Origin of the sequence: Bradyrhizobium canariense, assembly GCF_019402665.1 — a bacterium.
Lineage (GTDB): Bacteria > Pseudomonadota > Alphaproteobacteria > Rhizobiales > Xanthobacteraceae > Bradyrhizobium > Bradyrhizobium canariense.
This window is the reverse complement of the sequence record NZ_VSST01000086.1, coordinates 133,776-151,136: the sequence shown is the minus strand read 5'-3', so window position 1 is coordinate 151,136 and position 17,361 is coordinate 133,776. Positions and strand designations below refer to the sequence as shown.

Genomic DNA, 17,361 nt, shown 5'->3' with positions numbered 1-17,361 from the left:
GCTTATCGCGCGCGAAGGTCGGCAAGAAAGCGTTGCGCGCGAGGATGTTCTGGATTGCCGAAGAAACTATTCGGCTCGGCCATGCTCAGGATGCTCCCCGCATCCATAAACCAGACGCGGTCGGCGACCTCGCGTGCAAATGCCATTTCGTGCGTGACGCACATCATCGTCATTCCTTCGCTCGCCAGGCTGCGCATGACCGCAAGGACTTCGCCGACCATTTCGGGGTCGAGGGCGCTTGTCGGCTCGTCGAACAGCATCGCCGGGGGCTCCATTGCGAGTGCACGCGCAATTGCGACGCGCTGTTGCTGTCCCCCGGAAAGTTGTGCCGGATAGGATCGCGACTTGTTGACCAGCCCGACGCGATCAAGGAGAAGCATGGCCTTGTCATGCGCGTCGGCAGGCCTGAGGCCGCGGAGGCGGATAGGCGAGAACATGACGTTCTCGAGCGCCGACATATGCGGAAACAGGTTGAAGCTCTGGAAGACAAACCCGATGCGGCTTCGGATCCGATTTAGTTCTTTGCTGCTCATCTTGGCATGAACATTCTGGCCGTCGAACGTCAGCGTTCCAGATTGGATCTCCTCCAGGCGATTGACCGTGCGGATGAGGGTAGACTTCCCCGATCCCGACGGTCCGCATACGACGACGACCTCACCCTTGCGAACCTGCGCATTGATGTCGACCAAAGCGTGGTATTCACCGTATCGCTTGTTGACGTGCGAGAATTCGATCATGTGCGGTTCTCCCGAACTGCTGCGTCGAACATGTTCATAGCTCCGCTGGCAGAGGTTGGCCGTCCTGCACCGCCAAATCCTTTCTGTAGGCGCCTCCGCTGCCGGCTCGTTTCGCAGCGATCCGCCGCTCAAGCCAGTTTGCCAGCTGCGTGAGGCTCCAGCAGACGACGTAGTAAATGACCGCGAGCAGGAAGAAGACCTCGAACGGCTTGGTGAGCAGGCGGTTGTTGATCTGGTTCGCAGCGAATGTGAGTTCCGGAACGTTGATGACATAACCCAATGTCGTGTCTTTGATCGTGGAAACAAATTGGCTGAGTATGCTCGGCATCATGTTGTAGAGCGCTTGCGGCAGGACGACGTATCGCATCGCGCCGAGGTGGCTATGGCCGAGTGCTCTGGCGGCGTCGGTTTGTCCCGAGGGCAGCGCCTGGATCCCGGCGCGCACGATTTCGCTCAGGAATGCGGCCTCGTAAATCACAAGGGCGCAAACCATCGTGACAAAGCCCGGAACGACCCGCCCGATCAACAGCGGAACGAGAAAGTACCCCCAGAATATGATCACGAGCAGCGGCACGCCACGCATCGTGTAGACCAGCGCCGTTGCTGGCGCGCGCAACAGGAGCCAGGGCGAAATCCGCGCCAGGGCGACCAGAACGCCGAGCGGGAATGCCAGCGAGATGCCGAGCACCGAGAGCAGCAGCGTCGCCGCGATGCCGCCCAGCGGTCCGTTGGGATATTGTCCGATCAGCAGAAGCGGCCAATCGTCCTGGATGATATGGTAAACCTCGCTCAGCATCGCTCAGCGTGCTCCGACCGCTTTGGCGCGCTGGCCGAGCCACGCGCCGATTCCCATCAAAATGAGCGAACAGGCGAGATAGACGACGGTCGCAATCAGGAACGCCTCGAAGGTGCGGAAGCTCTGGTTCTCCACCTCCTTGACCGCATGCGTGAGTTCGGCCGCGCCGATGGCTAGGGCCAGTGTGCTGTTCTTGAACAGCGACACGGTATGGTTGACCAGTGCGGGAAGGGCGTTGGAGAACGCCTGTGGCAACAGCACATAGCGCATGGTACCGATGTAGCTGTGCCCGAGAGCGCGCGCGGCTTCCTCCTGTCCGGCCACGACCGACCGCAAGCCCGAACGAAGATCTTCGCTGAAATAAGCCGCCTGGCAGAGGCCGAGGCCGATGATAGCGAATGTGGCCTCGGCGTAGTGCTCGCTGAGCCAGTTCTGGAAGGCGGACGGCAGCAGGCTGAAGATGCCGAAGTACCAGATCATCAGTTGGACGAGGGTCGGCACATTGCTGTGGTAGGAGACGTAGACGCGGACGGCGCGCTCTGCGATGCGGCCTGGCATCAGCCGGATCACGAGCAACAGGATGCCGAGGCTCATCGCAAGGATCCAGGACCCTACCGCGATGATAAGCGTGACCCAAAAGCCGTCGACCAGCATCCCGGCCAGTTGGGGATTGAGCAGGATTGCGCTGACGTCGAAACCCTGCATCGTCTGCTCAAGAAGTTGGGTCAGCGGCGGGCGCGGCCGGCTTCGCGGTCGAAAGTCCGCCGGGTACCTGGAGCGTCGGTGTGATCTCGATATGGCCGATATTGACGGCTACCGGGGCGGCAATCGCAAAAGCGATCGTATCGGCGACATCAGAGGCTTGTGGCAGCTCATATCCTTCGATGAACCGTTCGTAGGTGTTTGCCGAGGCGCCATGGACGTGCGCGAAAATGTCCGTGGCGATACGGCCCGGACAGATCTCGGTCACGCGCACCCGCCGGCCGAAGGCATCGATGCGCAATTGGCGCGACAACATGCTGACGGCGGCCTTGGTCGCATGATAGGTGGAGTTTCCGCCGAAATTGTAGGCGCCAGCGATCGAGCTGATATTGATCACGTGGCCCCGATCGCGCGCGACCATTCCCGGCACGACCAGGCGGCACAGATGCAGCACGGCGCGCAAATTGACGTCGATGAGAAGATCGATGTCCTCGGCTTCTGCCTTCAGCAACGGGTTGGGCCGATCGACGCCTGCATTGTTGACGAGGACGTCGAACGCGACCTCTTGTGTGAGCCTGGTCACGCTCTTGAGGTCCGTCACATCAAGCGCATGGGCGATGCAGCCGGTTCGTTCGGACAATTCTCCGAGCGCCTTCGCACTGCGCGCCAGCGCGTGGACTTCGAGATTCTCGCGCCGCAGGCGCTCGACCACGGCAGCACCGATGCCGGACGAGGCGCCTGTCACGAGTGCTGTCTTGTAATCCGAAAAAGGCATCGCTGGCTTCCAGATCGTTGCGGGAGCTTACCGAGCCGCGTGGCGGTGCGATAAGATGGAATGTCTGTGGCGGGATAAGACCGCCTTATGCGTTATCCCGCCGCCGGCCGATCCAGCAGGCGCGAGACCGGAACGATTCTGCCGCCGAGGGCCTCGATCTCCCGCCGGATGCGTCTGGCGAGGTCGACCGCGCCGGGCGTGTCGCCATGCAGCAGGATGCTTCGCGGCCGCATCGTCAATGGCTTGCCGGAGTAGGCGACAACCTCGTCGCGGCTAAGCATGCGCCGCACACGCTCGATCACGGCGCCTTCGTCATGGATCACCGAGTCCGGGAGCTTACGTGGAACGAGCAAGCCGTCATCGTCGTAGGCGCGGTCGGCGAGGAAGGTTGTCGCAACCCTCAGGCCCCAGTCGGCAGCCGCCGTTTCGATGGCGCGGCTGCTCGATGAGACGATCAGCAGTCGAGGGTCGAATTCGGCAACCGCCCGGACCAGTATCTCGGCCAATCCCTGATCGGCTGCAACCATATTTCCAAGGGCGCCATGAAAACTCATATGCGTCATCCGGCCGCCGGCGGAGCGCGTGATGCCGTCGAGGGCGCCGAGCTGATAGATCACCATCGCGGCGAGTTCGGCGCCATCGATGTGCATGATGCGTCGCCCAAAGCCCTGGCGATCGGGAAAACCGACATGGGCGCCGATATCCACGTTTCGGGCCAATGCCAGCCTGACCGTGCGGAGCATGATCAGGGGATCGCCGGCGTGAAAGCCGCAGGCCAGATTGGCTGACGACAGCACGTCCAGCAGCGCTTCGTCGTCTCCCATGAGCCACGGGCCGAAGCCTTCGGCAAGATCGGCGTTGAGATCGATGTCCATGGTCGGTGCTACCTGGCGCTGGCGGGGTGAAGTTCGACAAGGCGGGTTCCGAACCCGACGGGGGTCGCGTGGGCAACCAGGAGGGCGCCGACGATTCCGTCCAGCGGTGCGATCACCGGAACCAGAAGAGGTCCGATCCGAAGCAGCCCGAGGGCCTGTCCGGCGCGTACCTGAGTTCCCTCGGGGGCGAGCGCAGCTTCATGCAAGGGGTGGCGGTGCAGGAATATCCCCACCGTGGATGCCGCGATCACTTTGCTGGAGAGCATTTGATCCAACCTGGTGTCGCTTTGCCGGTCGTCAGCCAGATCGTCATGCGCGTGCACGCCACCACTGTCTAGTCGCAGCCGAAACGACGGTCCGGTCAATTCGAGTTCGTCGATGCCGGCCTCGGCCATCCATGCCGAGAGATCGCTGAGATCATCGAAGGACATGTCAGCTGCTCCCCGTGCGGCCGCGATATAGGTCCGCCAGGCGGCGCGCCTCCGCCAGCCAGCGCGCGTTCAGCTCGCCAGCGGCGATCGCTTCGTCCCAGGAAGTTTGCCTGAAGCGGATACGGCTGCCGATCGGCGCCTGGCCGAGCCGCCAGAGGTCGGCTTCGATCACGACGCCGATCTTGGGATAACCGCCGGAAGGCTGTGCATCGCGCATCTGCACGATCGGCTGTCCGTTTGGTGGCACCTGGATGACCCCGGGCACAATTCCATGGGAGCGGGTTTCGATCGGCGCAATGAGGTGCAGCGGCGCGCCATCCAAACGATATCCGTAGCGGTCGCTCTGCGGCGTGACACGCCAGGGCTCGTTCCACAGGGCCTGATGTGCGGCTTCGGTGTATTGCGCGTATTCGGCGGCCGGCAGGACTCTGACGGCCGGCAGACCGCCTTCCGTCAGAGGTAGATCCAGGGCGGGTGGGCTAAGTCCGAAGCCTCCCCGGCCAGCACCGTTGGCCCTCGCTCCGGCCCGCAGCCTGTCACCGCTGCGAAGCGGCCGGCCTTCAAGACCGCCGAACGTGCCGCGGAGTTGTGTGCTGCGTGAACCAAGCACCAGCGGCACGTCGACTCCGCCGGCGAGGCAAAGATAGGCACGGCTAGCGCGCCATATTCGCTGACGAGGAATGCCCAGGCTCAGAATCTGGCCGACCGACGCCGTCTGTACCCACCATGGCGGCAGCGGCAGATCGTCGAGAGAAGCCCCGCAATCGGCGCCGGTGATCGCGAAAGCGCAGTCTTCCAGAAAGCGGACCTGGAACGGAAAAATCTGAATCTCGACACCGGCCGCGTGTTCGTCGTTTCCGAGCAGGATGTTTCCCGCCGCCAGCGCGAGATTGTCGAGTGCGCCTGACGCTCCAACTCCCCATTTGAGGGCGCCGCCACGACCATGATCCTGCACCGTTGCGAGCGCGCCGGTTGCGATGATCTCGATCATCGGATCACCTTGGCGATCTTGAACTGCAGCCGATCGCCTGGACGAAGCAGCGCCGGTGGATCGAGCGCAGGGTCGAAGAAACGCATGGATGTGCTGCCGACCGTGTTCCAGCCGCTCGGACCGGCCGAGGCTGAAACGCCGGTTTGCGCTCCGCCGATCGAAACCGCTCCGCCCGGAATACTGACGACCGGCGTTTTGCGCCGCGGCGTTGCGAGCCGCTGGTCCATGCCGCCCAGGTAACAATAGCCTGGATGACTTCCCAGCGCGTAGACGACATACGTCGGCGCGCTGTGAATCGCCGCTATTTGATCAATGTCGAGGCCGGTGTGAGCCATCACGTCAGCCATGTGCGGACCACCGTCGCCGCCATAGACGACCGGCAACTCGACGAGGTGTCCCTCGATTCGCATCGGCACGGCCGCAGTCCAGGCCGCGTGCAACCGGTCCTCGATCGGTTTGCAGCATGCGGGGGGACGCGAGAAGCTCAGCATGAGGTTGTTCATGCCGGGGACTGCTTCGCGTATTTCCGGCCAACACTCCGCTTCTTTCGCAAGCGCCCAGATGCGCTCTTGCGTGGCAAGGTCGGTTTCCCCGGGCGCCTCAAACAGCAGGGCGCTTGTTCCGAGGACGCTGATGCGTGGCTGATCGGAGATCACATCAGCTCTCCTTCGCGCAATCGTTGCTCCAAATGATGGATGTCAACACTTCCGGCGATGAAGGCCTGGTCCCGCACCAACCGGCGGTGCAGCGCCAGATTGGTGGCAATGCCTTCGACCTGCATCTCATCAAGGGCGATACGCAGTCGGCCGAGTGCATCCTCGCGCGTGTCGCCGTGCACGATCAATTTCGCGATCATCGAGTCGTAGTAAGGCGATACCCGATACCCGGCGCCGGCGTGGCTATCGACGCGCACGCCGTAGCCGCCAGGCAGATCCCATCGCGTGATCGTGCCGGGCGAGGGGACGAAACGTTCGGTGTCTTCGGCGTTGACGCGGCACTCGAACGCGTGGCCCCGACACCGGATATCGGCTTGAGTAAATGTGAGCCGCTCGCCTCTCGCCACGCGGATCTGCTGCTGCACGACATCGATGCCGGTCGTCATCTCGGTAACGGGATGCTCGACCTGCAGTCGCGTGTTCATCTCGATGAAGTAGAAGGCGCCGTCCTCGACAAGGAACTCGAAGGTGCCGAGCCCCAGATAGCCGATCTGCTTGCAGGCTTCGACGCAACGGGATCCGACCTCTGCCAGCAAGGCCTCCGGAATTCCCGGTGCCGGCGCCTCTTCCAGGACTTTCTGGTGACGGCGTTGCAGCGAACAATCCCGGCTGCCGAGCCACAAAGTATTGCCGTAGCGGTCCGCCAGCACCTGGATCTCGACGTGACGGGGTCTCGCAAGGAATTTTTCGATGTAGACTTCGGCATTGCCAAAGGATCGGCGGGCTTCTTCTTTCGTGACGGACAGTGCGCCGAGCAGGGCAGTCTCCTGCTCGACCACCCGCATGCCACGTCCACCGCCACCGCCGGCGGCCTTGACGATGATGGGATAGCCGATCTCGCGTGCGAGATCGCGGATCTGGTCGGGAGCGTCGGGCAGTGCGGCATCCGGGCCAGGCACGCAAGGCACGCCGGCCGCTCGCATGGCGCGCTTGGCGGCGACCTTATCCCCCATAACCCGAATGCTAGCGGCGCTGGGGCCGATGAAGACCATGCCGGCTTCTGCCACCCGTTCGGCGAATAACGCATTCTCCGAGAGGAAGCCGTAGCCCGGGTGGACCGCCTCTGCGCCGGTGACCTTGGCGGCCATGATGATGGCCGCCTGATTGAGATAGCTTTCACCGGCCGCCGCTGGCCCGATGCAGAGCGCCTGGTCCGCACGGCGTACATGAGGGGCTTCGCGATCCGCTTCGGAATAGACCGCAATGGTCTTGAGACCCAAACCGTGGCACGCCCGCTGAATGCGTAGCGCGACCTCGCCTCGATTGGCTATGAGAACGGATTGAAACATGGCATCAAGCAATGCGCATGAGCAATTGTCCGGCTTCGACCTCGCATCCGGAGGTCGCCATCACGGTTTCAACGACGCCGTCCCGCTCGGCGCAGATGTTGTTGAACACCTTCATCGCTTCGATGACGCACAGTGTCTCGCCGGCTTTGACTGCCTGGCCAACGACGACGAACGGCAATGCGTCGGGAGACGGAGTGAGGTGGAGGACGCCGAATAGGGGGGCACGCACGCCAGTATCAGGTTTGTCGGCGATCGCCGAGGCCGCGCCCGGTTCGCGCGGGATGGCTTGGGCGGAAGTCGAGAGAGGCGATCTGGAAACTGCGGCGCGAGACGGCATGCCAGGCGCCCCCCGCACCAGCCTGAGCGTCCAGCCGTCCTTGTTCGCGTGCAATTCAGTGAGCTCGGACGATGCCATGGCATCGATGAAAGCCTTGATCTGCTTCAGTTCCATGGGCGTCTACCCAATTCGGGCTCCTCGCGCGAACACGCAGCCAATGTAAGGAAGGCTACTAATGCTCGGGCACGGGCGCCAAGACATAATGGCTTTGTCCCGATAAGGCGCGCTTATGAAGCCGGGAGTTTAGTTGTTCATCCCGATGCGATCTCGCTGCCATGCAGCGCGGCGATCAGCTCCAGAAGAATATCCCTGATCGCTTGCGCTGGTTCTGACAGCGGCAGATGGTCCGATTGGCAGAGGGCGAGGGGCGCTTCGATCACCGGGTCCGTGATCCGCGATTGCCAGGCGTTGCATAATGCTGCAACTTCGCGAGCCATCGATTCCGGCAGGATCGTGGCTCCGAGACCGTCGGCGATAGCGGCCGTGAGCGTGCTGGCCGATTCAATCTCCGCGACGACCCTGGGCGTCATTCCGGCGGCGGCAAAAGCCTCGTTCACCATTCGGCGCACGACATTGTAGGGGCGCGGAAGAAACAGCTCCAGCTCTCCGATCATGCGCAGAGGCACCTGTTCGGGCGGCGCCACCATTTGGTCGGAGCCGACCAGGAAGAGCTGTTCTTTCAGCAAGGGAACGAACGCCAGGCCATGCACGGCGGTCTGCCCACCGTAGAGCACGGCCATATCCATGCGTCCGTTCATGACGAGTTCGGACAACGTGTTGCCATAGGTTTCATTGAGGTAGAGCAATATGCCGGGATGACGGGCGCGCACCGTCCGCAACAACGGCAGCGCCAATCTGGCCGCAGCCGTGCCGGGCGCCAGTCCGACGGATACCGCACCCGACAGGCCCTGGCCGGCCGCGTTCATGTCGACTTTCGCCTGGTCGCACTGGCGCAGGATGAGCTGGGCGTGTCGGTAGAGTACCTTGCCAGCTTCCGTCGGCGTGACTCCGCGTTTCGTCCGAAGCAACAATTGCTGCTTGACCTCGCCCTCCAGCGTCGCCAGTTGCTGGCTGAGCGCCGGCTGCGCCACGTGCAGGATGTCGGCTGCTTGTGTGAGACTGCCGATATCGACGATTTTCACGAAGTATTGCAAGCGCCTCAGGTTCACGAATTACTCCCACCGGGCCGTCGCCCTCTACCCGTTGCTCGGCCCGCCTCGGCGCCAGCAAGAACTCTGCCACCTTAGCCGAAATCGCCATCATCTATAAGAGATTCATATCGAGGAAGACCGAACTCGTCTTGGCCTTACCGCGCGCCGAAAGATAGCATCGCGACCCGACAGTATGATCGAGGTTCATGGTGAACTCATCCCGCATCGCAGAGCGCGTCAGGCGAATTAAACCCTCACCCAGCACGGCGGCCGCCGATCGCGCCAACGAATTGCGCCGGCAGGGCAGACACATTGTCAGTCTCGTAGTCGGCGAACCCGATTTCGACACGCCTACGCACATTCGCCAGGCGGCGGCGAACGCGATGGAAAAGGGTGCGACGCGATACACCCTGATGGCTGGTACTGTGGATCTCAGGCGCGCGATTGCGGCCAAGCTCGAGCGCGAGAATGGGCTGACCTATACGGTCGACGAGATTATTGCAACTAACGGCGCAAAGAGTGCGATCTATAGCGCGTTCGCGGCCACGCTGGAGCCCGGCGATGAAGTGATCATTCCAGCGCCCTACTGGGTTTCCTATCCCGATATGGCGATTGCCTGTGATGGTACTCCGGTTTTTGTTCCGTGCGAGGAGGTGCAGAATTTCAAGTTGACCGCGGCGCAACTGGAGGGCTCGATCACGGCGCGAACGCGGTGGCTCGTGATCAATTCGCCGAGCAATCCGACCGGCGCAAGCTATACGGCCGACGAATATCGCGCGCTCGCCGACGTGCTGGCGAAGCATCCGCATGTCATGGTGATGACCGATGACATCTATGAGCACATTCGCTACGACGGTGTCAGCGCGCCACACCTTCTCACGGTCGCACCCGAACTGCGCAATCGCACGCTGGCCATCAACGGTGTTTCCAAGACCTACGCCATGACGGGCTGGCGGATCGGCTGGATCGCAGGCCCGAGCGATCTCGTCCAGGCGATCAACACGCTTCTGTCCCAATCGGCCGGAAACTGCTGTTCGATCAGCCAAGCCGCAGCCGCGGCGGCCCTCGACGGCGACCAGAGCTTCGTCGAGCAAAGTGTCGCGATCTACCGGCAACGACGCGACGCGATCTTGCCGCTCGTCAACGCCGTTCCCGGCCTGAGTTGCCGGGCGCCGGATGGTGCTTTCTACCTCTATGTCAATTGCGGAGGCTTGATCGGCAAGACCACGCCCGACGGCAAACGGCTCGACGCCGACGGCGACGTGGTTTTGTATTTTCTCGACAGCGCCGGTGTCGCGTTGGTTGCCGGAACGGCCTATGGGCTCTCTCCCTATTTCAGGCTTTCGATCGCCACCGACATTGAAACATTGACCGATGGGGTCGCGCGCATCGCGCGGGCCGTGTCGGATTTACGCTAACACTCCACACAGGATTCGAAGCCATGCAGACGTCCGGTCTCACGAAGAATGCCTCCGCACCACAGGTGTCCGCCGACATCATCACGGCGCTGCGTGACATCCCCGTGGCGCTCCTAAGCGACAATATGCAGCGCAACCGCGGCTCCGTCGGGCTCACGCCTTATCATAAGCCTGCCTCGCTCGCCGGAACGGCGGTCACCGTACTCACGCGGGGCGGCGACAACCTCGCCATCCTGCGCGCCTTCGAGTTTTGCCGCCCCGGCGATGTCATGGTGATCGACGCGGGTGGCGACACCACGAACGCCGTGATCGGAGGTATTCTATCCTTCTATGGGGCAACCATCGGGCTTGCCGGGATGGTGATCGACGGCGCAATCCGCGACGTGGCGGAAATCCGCGAGCGGACGTTTCCGATCTATGCACGCGGCGTCAATCACCGCGGCCCCTACAAGGATGGTCCTGGCGCGATCAATGTGCCAGTCACTGTCGGTGGGATGGTCGTGCGGCCAGGCGATCTGCTCGTTGGCGATCAGGATGGCCTGCTCGCATTCGCGCCCGATGCCGCTCGCTCGTTGATCGCGAATGCCGAGACTCAGCGTGCCCGCGAAGAAGCCACGATGCAGGCCATGCGTGACGGCCGGTGGGATCGTTCGTTCATCGACGCATTGGAAGCGCGGTGCGCGAACTGACGCGCCAAAGCGGAGGAAGCAGGGGCCTTCCGGGACGGCTTGCAGAGCAAGGAAGCCCCGGATCGAGCAGGCCATGGTGAATGATTGCGTTCTCCGAACATCCTCAGGTGTTAAAGTACCGGGCCGGCGATTGTCGATCTGGACGGCAAGCAGCCGTCCGTTGATGCCGCCCGGCACGATCGCGTCGGCGAACAGGACATCAAATCCGCCCCGATCCATCAATCCGAGTGCTTCGGGGGCAAGATTGGATCTGGTTGGCACTCGGTTGCTGTAGTTCGCTCAAATTGGCCCATGATGGATTGGAGGGAGCGTTCAAGTGTTTCAATCGGTTAGAACGCGCCGTGTGCACGACGTGTGCGCCGGGAGACCAAAGAAAATCTAACGACTGCCAATGTGAGCAGGCGTTCTGAAGTGCGCAGCGTCGCCGTGGATTGGCGCAAGCGCCTAGTGAATAGTGGGCCGCGCGCCTGATCAATGAGCACGATTTCGGCAACGGGACATCGATCTTCACACGTGACTGCGATGCCGCCCGTGAATTTGCTCATCAGATCAAGGTCGGCATGGTTGGCGTCAACGTGCCGATCCCTGTCCCCAGAGACTGCTTGGCCGGCTGTTGGGGACCTCGTCTACGGCTCGAAGTTCGTCGCGTCTTACCTTCCGGCTTCGGATAACGCAGCGAACCTCATGTTCGTCTCGGCATACCGGCAAATGTTCAACGAGACGCGGAGATCAACGCGTCACTCGGATACGATAACGACAAGACCATCATGCTTATGCTTGAAGAGCTCGGCGGCAGCATGCCAACTGACGTATCCCAATTCTCGGCGGGGCCTCAGGACACTAACCTTCGATGCACCGCGCGGGCGGATTCGCTTTAGTCATAGCAGGATGCTGAGTCGTCAGGTGATCCACGGCGAACGCCAAAGGGGGCCAATAGCAGCCATCACGTCGGCACGAGCGGCATTCTCACCAAACCCAACCAATTGCTGTTGTGGCGGAGCGCCCGCACTCGTCGCTGAAATACTTGACCCCGCGGCAAGACATTTTCAGAATTGGCTGAACACGACATTCGTGCGAACGGCGGCGCTGCTGTGGCCGGTGTTTGACCCCGTGCGCCAGAGCTAATGGACGGCGATGCCTGTGTTGTCGATCACCCGCTTGTAACTTGCGGTCTCCTTGACGATGAACGGGACCATCTCGGCCGGCCCCTTGTCGGCAATCGACACTTGGCCGTTGGTGACGAGGTCGGCGACTAGGCCTGGGTCGGCAAGGACAGAGCTGAGTGCCTCAGAGAGCTTGCTTACGATTTTCGGGTCTGTCCCGGCCGGGAGCGCGACCCAGGTTGAGCCGACACTGACGGCGTCCGGGTAGCCGGCCTCGAGGACCGTCGGCGCATCCGGCAGCGCGGCCAACCGCGCCGCACCGGTGGTGCCGAGCACCTTAACCTTGCCGGTGTCGATCAGCGGCCTGAGCACGCTGAGATAGTCGAAGGACACATCCAGGATGCCGGACATCATGTCGGTCATCTGGCTCGAGCCCGACTTGTAGGGCACGTGTGTCAGCGTGATCCCGGCGGCCGCCTGGAACATCTCGCCGGCGAGGTGCTGGGCGGTGCCGGGCCCCGGGGAGCCAAAGTTGATCTTACCCGGGCTAGCCTTCGCGTAGGCCACGAACTCAGCCAGCGTATTGTATGGCGCTGCTGCAGTCGCGACGAGGATCTGATTTGACGAGCTCACGCCACGGACGTGAACAAAGCTCTTGAGCGGGTCGTAATTCGGCTTCGTCATTCCTAGGTTTGGCTGGATCGTCATAGGGCCGCCCGAGGCGTAGAGCACGATGTAGCCGTCTGGCTGGGCCCGGGCTACGAACTCGGTCCCGATGGTCCCGCCAGCGCCGGGTCGATTTTCTACCACCACGGGCTGCCCAAGCCGCGTCCGCAGCAGCTCTGCGATCTTGCGCGAGACGAGGTCGGTGACGCCGCCAGCCCCGAACGGTACTATCCAAGTGATCGCCCGGTTCGGCCAAGTTTCCGCCGCCGTCTGGGCCGTCGCGGCGCTCGTCTGAAAGAGCAACGTCGTCGCGACGACGAGACATAGGAGCGCGCTCGCCACCACCCCTCCGCGGCGCCTCCTCAGGCCGCGGGGCGTGCCAAATGCTGCAGCAGGGCCAATCGGAGCACCGAGCAGGGCTGGAACCAGAGCCGTGGGCGCGAGGACATTGCCGTCATTAACGATAATCATCCTGGCTTGCTCAAGCGATTGGATGCCTGCGTTATCCTTCAGCGATCTCTCGAACGTCGGGAAATCAAACGGCTCCGTCAGTTGTAGATCGCCTTCAGCTGGACACTCTGGGATCATTGGTACATTCCATTCTTGGCGACAAAAAAATTGAGGCATCGTCCGCAATTGAGCTCTGAACGTTGACGGGAGCGCCGCTGTGCGTCGCGGAGTTCACGTTGACGGCGACCGACGTGAAGGCCAGCAGATCTGCGCGTGCTAACTGAGGCCACTCGCCTCGGCCGCGCGTTCGATATGAGCCCGGATAACGTTCCGTTCTGAATCAATCCAGCCATGCTCGCCGGCCTTGGCGACCATGTCCGCGTAGTCTTGAGCCCAGTTGGCCCCGCCGGGGCAACCGGCAAGGGTTGGAACGAGATCGACAGAAACGAGCGCATCCCGATTGTCGAGCAGCGTAATCCCTTGCCACCCCTGCGCTTTAGATCCTGCGTCGGCATGCAGCACCAGCTTGAAGTTTCGGAAGTCGAGCGGCTCGCTCAGCTGGACCATGCCGCCCTCGAAGCATTCGATGATCACGGAGCCGCTATCCTTCTATTCGTGTTGCCATTATGCCGCTTCGCTAGCACCGAACGTCAACTATGCCTGCGGCAACGCGCGCAGCGTCCCCTGATAGTTGAGTAGGGGATCGCCGTTCCCGCGGCGGGTTGCGACGATTCTGCCGATGAAGAGACCATGCGTGCCGACCAATTGGTGATGATGCAGCACGCACTCCAAGACGCCGATCGCCGGTTCGAGCAGGGGGACATCGAGGACACCTTGCTGCCAAGGTGCTGTCGCGAAGCGTTCGGCCCCCTTGGCGCCGCCCGCGAAACGCAGCGCCAGATCTTCCTGCCCTCGGCCGAGCAGGCTGACCCCGAAGCGGCCGTTGGTGAGAATGGCGGCATGCGTTTCGGAGCTCGCATTGACGCCGACGAGCAGGCAGGGCGGCTCCATGCACAGCGAGGTGACGGAGCTCACGGTCAATCCACGCCGTGCGGTCTCACGTCCCGTCGCCACGATCGCGACACCGCCGGCGAGGTTCCGCATGGCGAGCCGGAATTCGGCGGCCTCAACCGAGCGGAAATCGGTCATTTGAGCCATTTGACATCCCATGACGTTCCTCCCTATGCGAGGGTACCAGGGCTACGCGGAAACCGCTTCGCCCGCGATCTTGCCGCGTCCGGCGGTAGCGGATTTCAGCTCCTTCCGGATCGCGGGAATGATCTTGCTGCCCCACAGCTCGATCTGGCGCAGCATCGTGCGCTGGTCGAAATCGCCGAGCTGGGTCTGAAGCGCGATGTGAGTCGGCTTGAGAATGCTGATCTCTTCCAGCATGCGGTCGATCACCTGGTTGACGCTGCCGACGGGCAAGTTGCTCCGCATCGTCTCGAGGCTCATGTCGTTCGGCCCGGCCTCTTCCTTAATGAGGTAACCGTCATCGCTCTGGGCACGGCGGAACTTCAGGCTTTCGGAGAGCCGGCGCTGGAAGCGCGCATTGTCCAGATACGACTGGATCTCGCTGTCATTGTCGCTGGCATAGGCGCAGCGCAGGAAGCCGAAGCGCGTGTCGTCGATCGAGCGGCCTTCCTTGGCCGCAATGCCCTCGAGCCGCTCGCGCAGCGCCTTGATGGCGTCGGTACCGTTGAGCAGGGCGGTGACGAACAGATTGTGGTCGTCGCGGATGGCGCGGCCGAGCGTCTCCGCATGTCCCGACGTTACCCAGATCGGCGGCATCGGCTTCTGCACGGTACGCACCGCGATGGAGGTCGGCGGAATCTGCAGATGCTGGCCGGAATAGGAGAAGACGTGTTCCTTCATGCCGGCTTCAAGCACGTCGTAGAGCTCGGCGAACAACGAGTGTGAGTTCTTCAGGTCGACGCCGAAACGATCGAACTCGAATTGCTGGTAGCCCGAGCCGATGCCGAGATCGAGGCGGCCGTTCGAGACCGTGTCGGCAAAACCGATCTCGCCCAGCAGGCGCGCGGGATGATACAGCGGCAGCACGCAGACCGCGGTGCCGAGCCTGATGCGCTTGGTCAGTCCGGCGCAATGCGCGACCATCATCAGCGGCGAGGGGCACAGGCTGTAATTGTTGAAATGATGCTCGGCATACCAGGCCGTATCGAAGCCGGCGGCTTCCGCGGCGACCGTCTGCTCGACCGCGTTGTTGATGACCTGCTGCGAGGTTTGGTGATAGCCGCGCTGCTGCGCCAGGATGAAAACGCCGAATTCCATGGGTGCATTCCTCTACCATATTGCGCCGCGGCCGTTTTTCGACCGGTTGACGCGAGGTTATGGCCTTGAGGTTTTTCGAACAATTGGCGTAATCTGAGTATATCTTTTGCAGAATCTGAAAAGATCGATGAATCGTCTCCAGGCCATGGAATTGTTTGTCAGCAGCGTCCGCGAGGGCAGTTTCTCCGCGGCCGGACGCCGGGCGGGGCTCTCGCCGGCATCGGTGTCGCGCTATGTCGGCGAGCTCGAGGCCCAGCTCGGGGTGCAATTGATCAACCGCAGCACCCGCCATCTCGGCTTGACCGAGGCCGGAAAAATCTTCTTCCAGCGGACCGAGCAGGTGCTGCATGGCATCGAGGATGCCGAGGCTGCGGCGCTTTCCCTGCAGAGCACGCCGCGCGGAACGCTCCGGGTTCATTCGCGGACGCTGTTCGGCATCAAGGTGCTGTCGCCGCTAATTCCGCAGTTCCAGAAGCTTTATCCGGAGTTGAAGGTCGAGCTTCGCCTGTCGGAACGGCGTGTCCTCCTTCGCGAGGAGGAGTTCGACATCGATTTCCAGATCGCCGCGCCGAAGGATCCGGGCCTGATGCAGCGCCGCCTGGTGCGGAGCGAACGTATCCTGGTTGCCTCGCCGGACTATGTCGCGCGGATGCCGAAGCTGCGTGGGCCGGATGATCTGGCAGGGCACAATTGCCTCACCTACTGGATGGGCCCTGACGACGTGGTCTGGAAGTTCATGCGCAAGAGCAGGCTTCGTGAGATCGTCGTGCCGTCCTCGTTCAGCAGCAACAACGGCATCATCCTGTGCGATCTTGCGGTGCGCGCGCATGGCATCGCGCTGCTCGACGACTACACGGTCGCGGACGAGGTGAAGGGCGGGCGACTGGTTCGCCTGCTGCCGGGCTTCCGTGTCACCAATTCCACCTTCGACGAAGGCATTTACGCCACTTTCCAGCAGAGCAGCTATCTGCCGGAAAAGATCAGGGTCTTCGTCGACTACATGGCCGAGAGCGTGCCGCGGCAGATCAAGCGACCCGCCTAGCCCAAGTCGAACCTGTGGGCCGGCAGCCCCGTCACGCCGAGACCCTCGACGGCGAACAATCCGCCGGCGCCGGGGCTATCGTCCCTGAGGTGGGTGCTGCGCGAGATCGACGTTACATAGAGGACATCGAGGCCGGCGCCGCCGAACGTTACGCTGGTCGGATGGCGGACCGGCATGTCGACACGGCGCACCACCGTTCCATCTGGCGCCAGCCGCGCGATCGCCCCGATGCGGACCAGCACGGTCCACAAATAGCCTTCCGCATCGACCGTCGCCCCATCGCCGCCCGAGCCGAGCGGATCCATCTCGGCGAAAACGCGCTTGTTCGCGAGGGGCCCGTCGCGGTGATAGTCGTAAGCCCAGATCACGCGCCGCACCGTGTCGGCAAGGTAGAACGTCTTGTCGTCGGGACTGAAGCACGGACCGTTGGCCACGGCGAGATCGGACTCGAGGTGCTCGATCGCGCCCGAGGCGTCGATGCGATAGAGGCCGCCGAGCGGCTTTTCGTCTTCAGCCCGCCCGCCATGCATGGTGCCGGCCACGAAACGACCATGAGGGTCCGCCTTGCCGTCGTTCAGGCGAAGCATCGCGTGATCGAGGCCGATCGAGGGACCCGTGGTCAGGCTTCGCGTCCGGAAATCGTAGCGCGCAAAGCTATGGCGCAAAGCCAGGATGGCGTCGCCATTGTGCGCCAGGGCCATCGACCCGACCGGAGGGGGCACCTGAAACTCCTCAACCGCGCCGATTGCGGGGGACAGTCTGCGGATCAATCCCGCAAGCGAATCGATCCAGTACAGCGACTGCGTGCGGTCATCCCAAACCGGGCTCTCGCCGAGTTGGTCCGTGGTATCGCCGATGCGCGTGATGCGCGGGGGCGTGCTCATCGAGGCACCTCGTTGAT

19 protein-coding genes and 1 pseudogene are annotated in these 17,361 nt (G+C 62.6%); 4 read left to right on the top strand and 16 right to left on the bottom strand.

The genetic code is table 11. The annotated features are described in order from the left end of the window. Positions 1-2 precede the first annotated feature (2 nt). The 11 genes from FXB41_RS36580 to nac all read right to left on the bottom strand — a co-directional run bounded on the left by FXB41_RS36580 (position 3) and on the right by nac (position 8,818). Positions 3-737: an amino acid ABC transporter ATP-binding protein gene (locus FXB41_RS36580; protein ID WP_219685228.1), complete on the bottom strand. Its 735-nt coding sequence runs from the start codon at positions 735-737 to the stop codon at positions 3-5. A gap of 34 nt (positions 738-771) precedes the next feature. Next, on the bottom strand, positions 772-1,533 hold the full coding sequence (locus tag FXB41_RS36575; RefSeq protein ID WP_219685227.1) for an amino acid ABC transporter permease: 762 nt from the start codon (positions 1,531-1,533) through the stop codon (positions 772-774). Between the two features lie 3 nt (positions 1,534-1,536). Beyond that, positions 1,537-2,238, bottom strand: coding sequence for an amino acid ABC transporter permease (locus tag FXB41_RS36570; protein WP_219685226.1), 702 nt, complete (start codon positions 2,236-2,238; stop codon positions 1,537-1,539). 7 nt (positions 2,239-2,245) lie between these two features. Further along, positions 2,246-3,010 carry an SDR family oxidoreductase gene (locus FXB41_RS36565; protein WP_219685225.1) on the bottom strand — a complete coding sequence of 255 codons (765 nt, stop codon included), beginning with the start codon at positions 3,008-3,010 and terminating at the stop codon, positions 2,246-2,248. Positions 3,011-3,102: 92 nt separating this feature from the next. Further along, the gene (locus FXB41_RS36560; RefSeq protein WP_219685224.1) at positions 3,103-3,885 is read right to left on the bottom strand and encodes a LamB/YcsF family protein; all 783 of its coding nucleotides are present in this window, start codon (positions 3,883-3,885) and stop codon (positions 3,103-3,105) included. An 8-nt stretch (positions 3,886-3,893) separates the two neighbouring features. Continuing rightward, positions 3,894-4,316, bottom strand: a complete 423-nt coding sequence (locus FXB41_RS36555) for an acetyl-CoA carboxylase biotin carboxyl carrier protein (protein WP_219685223.1) — start codon at positions 4,314-4,316, stop codon at positions 3,894-3,896. 1 nt (position 4,317) lies between these two features. Further along, the gene (locus FXB41_RS36550; protein ID WP_219685222.1) at positions 4,318-5,307 is read right to left on the bottom strand and encodes a 5-oxoprolinase subunit C family protein; all 990 of its coding nucleotides are present in this window, start codon (positions 5,305-5,307) and stop codon (positions 4,318-4,320) included. Further along, positions 5,304-5,963 carry a 5-oxoprolinase subunit PxpB gene (pxpB, locus tag FXB41_RS36545; RefSeq protein WP_219685221.1) on the bottom strand — a complete coding sequence of 220 codons (660 nt, stop codon included), beginning with the start codon at positions 5,961-5,963 and terminating at the stop codon, positions 5,304-5,306. Before pxpB ends, FXB41_RS36550 begins: the two co-directional genes overlap by 4 nt. Beyond that, on the bottom strand, positions 5,960-7,312 hold the full coding sequence (accC, locus tag FXB41_RS36540; RefSeq protein ID WP_219685253.1) for an acetyl-CoA carboxylase biotin carboxylase subunit: 1,353 nt from the start codon (positions 7,310-7,312) through the stop codon (positions 5,960-5,962). Before accC ends, pxpB begins: the two co-directional genes overlap by 4 nt. Positions 7,313-7,316: 4 nt before the next feature. After that, positions 7,317-7,763 (bottom strand): acetyl-CoA carboxylase biotin carboxyl carrier protein, encoded by a 447-nt coding sequence (locus tag FXB41_RS36535; protein WP_219685220.1) that lies wholly within the window; start codon positions 7,761-7,763, stop codon positions 7,317-7,319. A 137-nt stretch (positions 7,764-7,900) separates the two neighbouring features. After that, the gene (nac, locus tag FXB41_RS36530; RefSeq protein WP_219685219.1) at positions 7,901-8,818 is read right to left on the bottom strand and encodes a nitrogen assimilation transcriptional regulator NAC; all 918 of its coding nucleotides are present in this window, start codon (positions 8,816-8,818) and stop codon (positions 7,901-7,903) included. 191 nt (positions 8,819-9,009) lie between these two features. On the opposite strand from nac, the gene FXB41_RS36525 reads away from it, so the two are divergent. The 3 genes and pseudogenes from FXB41_RS36525 to FXB41_RS36515 form a co-directional block, all read left to right on the top strand. Then, on the top strand, positions 9,010-10,218 hold the full coding sequence (locus tag FXB41_RS36525) for an aspartate transaminase (protein ID WP_219685218.1): 1,209 nt from the start codon (positions 9,010-9,012) through the stop codon (positions 10,216-10,218). 23 nt (positions 10,219-10,241) lie between these two features. Beyond that, complete coding sequence (locus FXB41_RS36520) at positions 10,242-10,907, top strand: RraA family protein (protein ID WP_219685217.1); 666 nt, start codon at positions 10,242-10,244, stop codon at positions 10,905-10,907. Between the two features lie 458 nt (positions 10,908-11,365). Then, positions 11,366-11,500 (top strand): annotated as a pseudogene (locus tag FXB41_RS36515) (aldehyde dehydrogenase family protein); the annotation flags it as partial. Between the two features lie 528 nt (positions 11,501-12,028). Here the strand turns inward: FXB41_RS36515 and FXB41_RS36510 are convergent. The 4 genes from FXB41_RS36510 to FXB41_RS36495 form a co-directional block, all read right to left on the bottom strand. Further along, positions 12,029-13,264 carry a Bug family tripartite tricarboxylate transporter substrate binding protein gene (locus FXB41_RS36510; protein WP_246649470.1) on the bottom strand — a complete coding sequence of 412 codons (1,236 nt, stop codon included), beginning with the start codon at positions 13,262-13,264 and terminating at the stop codon, positions 12,029-12,031. Positions 13,265-13,402: 138 nt separating this feature from the next. Continuing rightward, positions 13,403-13,720: a hypothetical protein gene (locus tag FXB41_RS36505; protein ID WP_219685216.1), complete on the bottom strand. Its 318-nt coding sequence runs from the start codon at positions 13,718-13,720 to the stop codon at positions 13,403-13,405. Between the two features lie 60 nt (positions 13,721-13,780). After that, positions 13,781-14,284, bottom strand: a complete 504-nt coding sequence (locus FXB41_RS36500) for a flavin reductase family protein (RefSeq protein ID WP_246649469.1) — start codon at positions 14,282-14,284, stop codon at positions 13,781-13,783. Positions 14,285-14,326: 42 nt separating this feature from the next. Then, positions 14,327-15,418, bottom strand: coding sequence for an LLM class flavin-dependent oxidoreductase (locus tag FXB41_RS36495; RefSeq protein ID WP_219685215.1), 1,092 nt, complete (start codon positions 15,416-15,418; stop codon positions 14,327-14,329). Positions 15,419-15,545: 127 nt separating this feature from the next. Here FXB41_RS36495 and FXB41_RS36490 point away from each other — a divergent pair, with 127 nt between their 5' ends. Then, complete coding sequence (locus FXB41_RS36490) at positions 15,546-16,460, top strand: LysR family transcriptional regulator (RefSeq protein WP_219685214.1); 915 nt, start codon at positions 15,546-15,548, stop codon at positions 16,458-16,460. Here FXB41_RS36490 and FXB41_RS36485 read toward each other — a convergent pair. After that, entirely contained in the window at positions 16,457-17,344 is an 888-nt protein-coding gene (locus FXB41_RS36485; RefSeq protein ID WP_219685213.1) for an SMP-30/gluconolactonase/LRE family protein, read from the bottom strand. The genes FXB41_RS36490 and FXB41_RS36485 overlap by 4 nt on opposite strands. Between the last annotated feature and the right edge of the window lie 17 nt (positions 17,345-17,361).

Bases quoted from the DNA above. Each gene is read 5' to 3' on its own strand.
- FXB41_RS36580 (WP_219685228.1), bottom strand. From the start codon at position 737: ATGATCGAATTCTCGCACGTCAACAAGCGATACGGTGAATACCACGCT.
- FXB41_RS36575 (WP_219685227.1), bottom strand. From the start codon at position 1,533: ATGCTGAGCGAGGTTTACCATATCATCCAGGACGATTGGCCGCTTCTG.
- FXB41_RS36570 (WP_219685226.1), bottom strand. From the start codon at position 2,238: ATGCAGGGTTTCGACGTCAGCGCAATCCTGCTCAATCCCCAACTGGCC.
- FXB41_RS36565 (WP_219685225.1), bottom strand. From the start codon at position 3,010: ATGCCTTTTTCGGATTACAAGACAGCACTCGTGACAGGCGCCTCGTCC.
- FXB41_RS36560 (WP_219685224.1), bottom strand. From the start codon at position 3,885: ATGGACATCGATCTCAACGCCGATCTTGCCGAAGGCTTCGGCCCGTGG.
- FXB41_RS36555 (WP_219685223.1), bottom strand. From the start codon at position 4,316: ATGTCCTTCGATGATCTCAGCGATCTCTCGGCATGGATGGCCGAGGCC.
- FXB41_RS36550 (WP_219685222.1), bottom strand. From the start codon at position 5,307: ATGATCGAGATCATCGCAACCGGCGCGCTCGCAACGGTGCAGGATCAT.
- accC (WP_219685253.1), bottom strand. From the start codon at position 7,312: ATGTTTCAATCCGTTCTCATAGCCAATCGAGGCGAGGTCGCGCTACGC.
- FXB41_RS36535 (WP_219685220.1), bottom strand. From the start codon at position 7,763: ATGGAACTGAAGCAGATCAAGGCTTTCATCGATGCCATGGCATCGTCC.
- FXB41_RS36520 (WP_219685217.1), top strand. From the start codon at position 10,242: ATGCAGACGTCCGGTCTCACGAAGAATGCCTCCGCACCACAGGTGTCC.
- FXB41_RS36510 (WP_246649470.1), bottom strand. From the start codon at position 13,264: ATGATCCCAGAGTGTCCAGCTGAAGGCGATCTACAACTGACGGAGCCG.
- FXB41_RS36500 (WP_246649469.1), bottom strand. From the start codon at position 14,284: ATGGCTCAAATGACCGATTTCCGCTCGGTTGAGGCCGCCGAATTCCGG.
- FXB41_RS36495 (WP_219685215.1), bottom strand. From the start codon at position 15,418: ATGGAATTCGGCGTTTTCATCCTGGCGCAGCAGCGCGGCTATCACCAA.
- FXB41_RS36490 (WP_219685214.1), top strand. From the start codon at position 15,546: ATGAATCGTCTCCAGGCCATGGAATTGTTTGTCAGCAGCGTCCGCGAG.
- FXB41_RS36485 (WP_219685213.1), bottom strand. From the start codon at position 17,344: ATGAGCACGCCCCCGCGCATCACGCGCATCGGCGATACCACGGACCAA.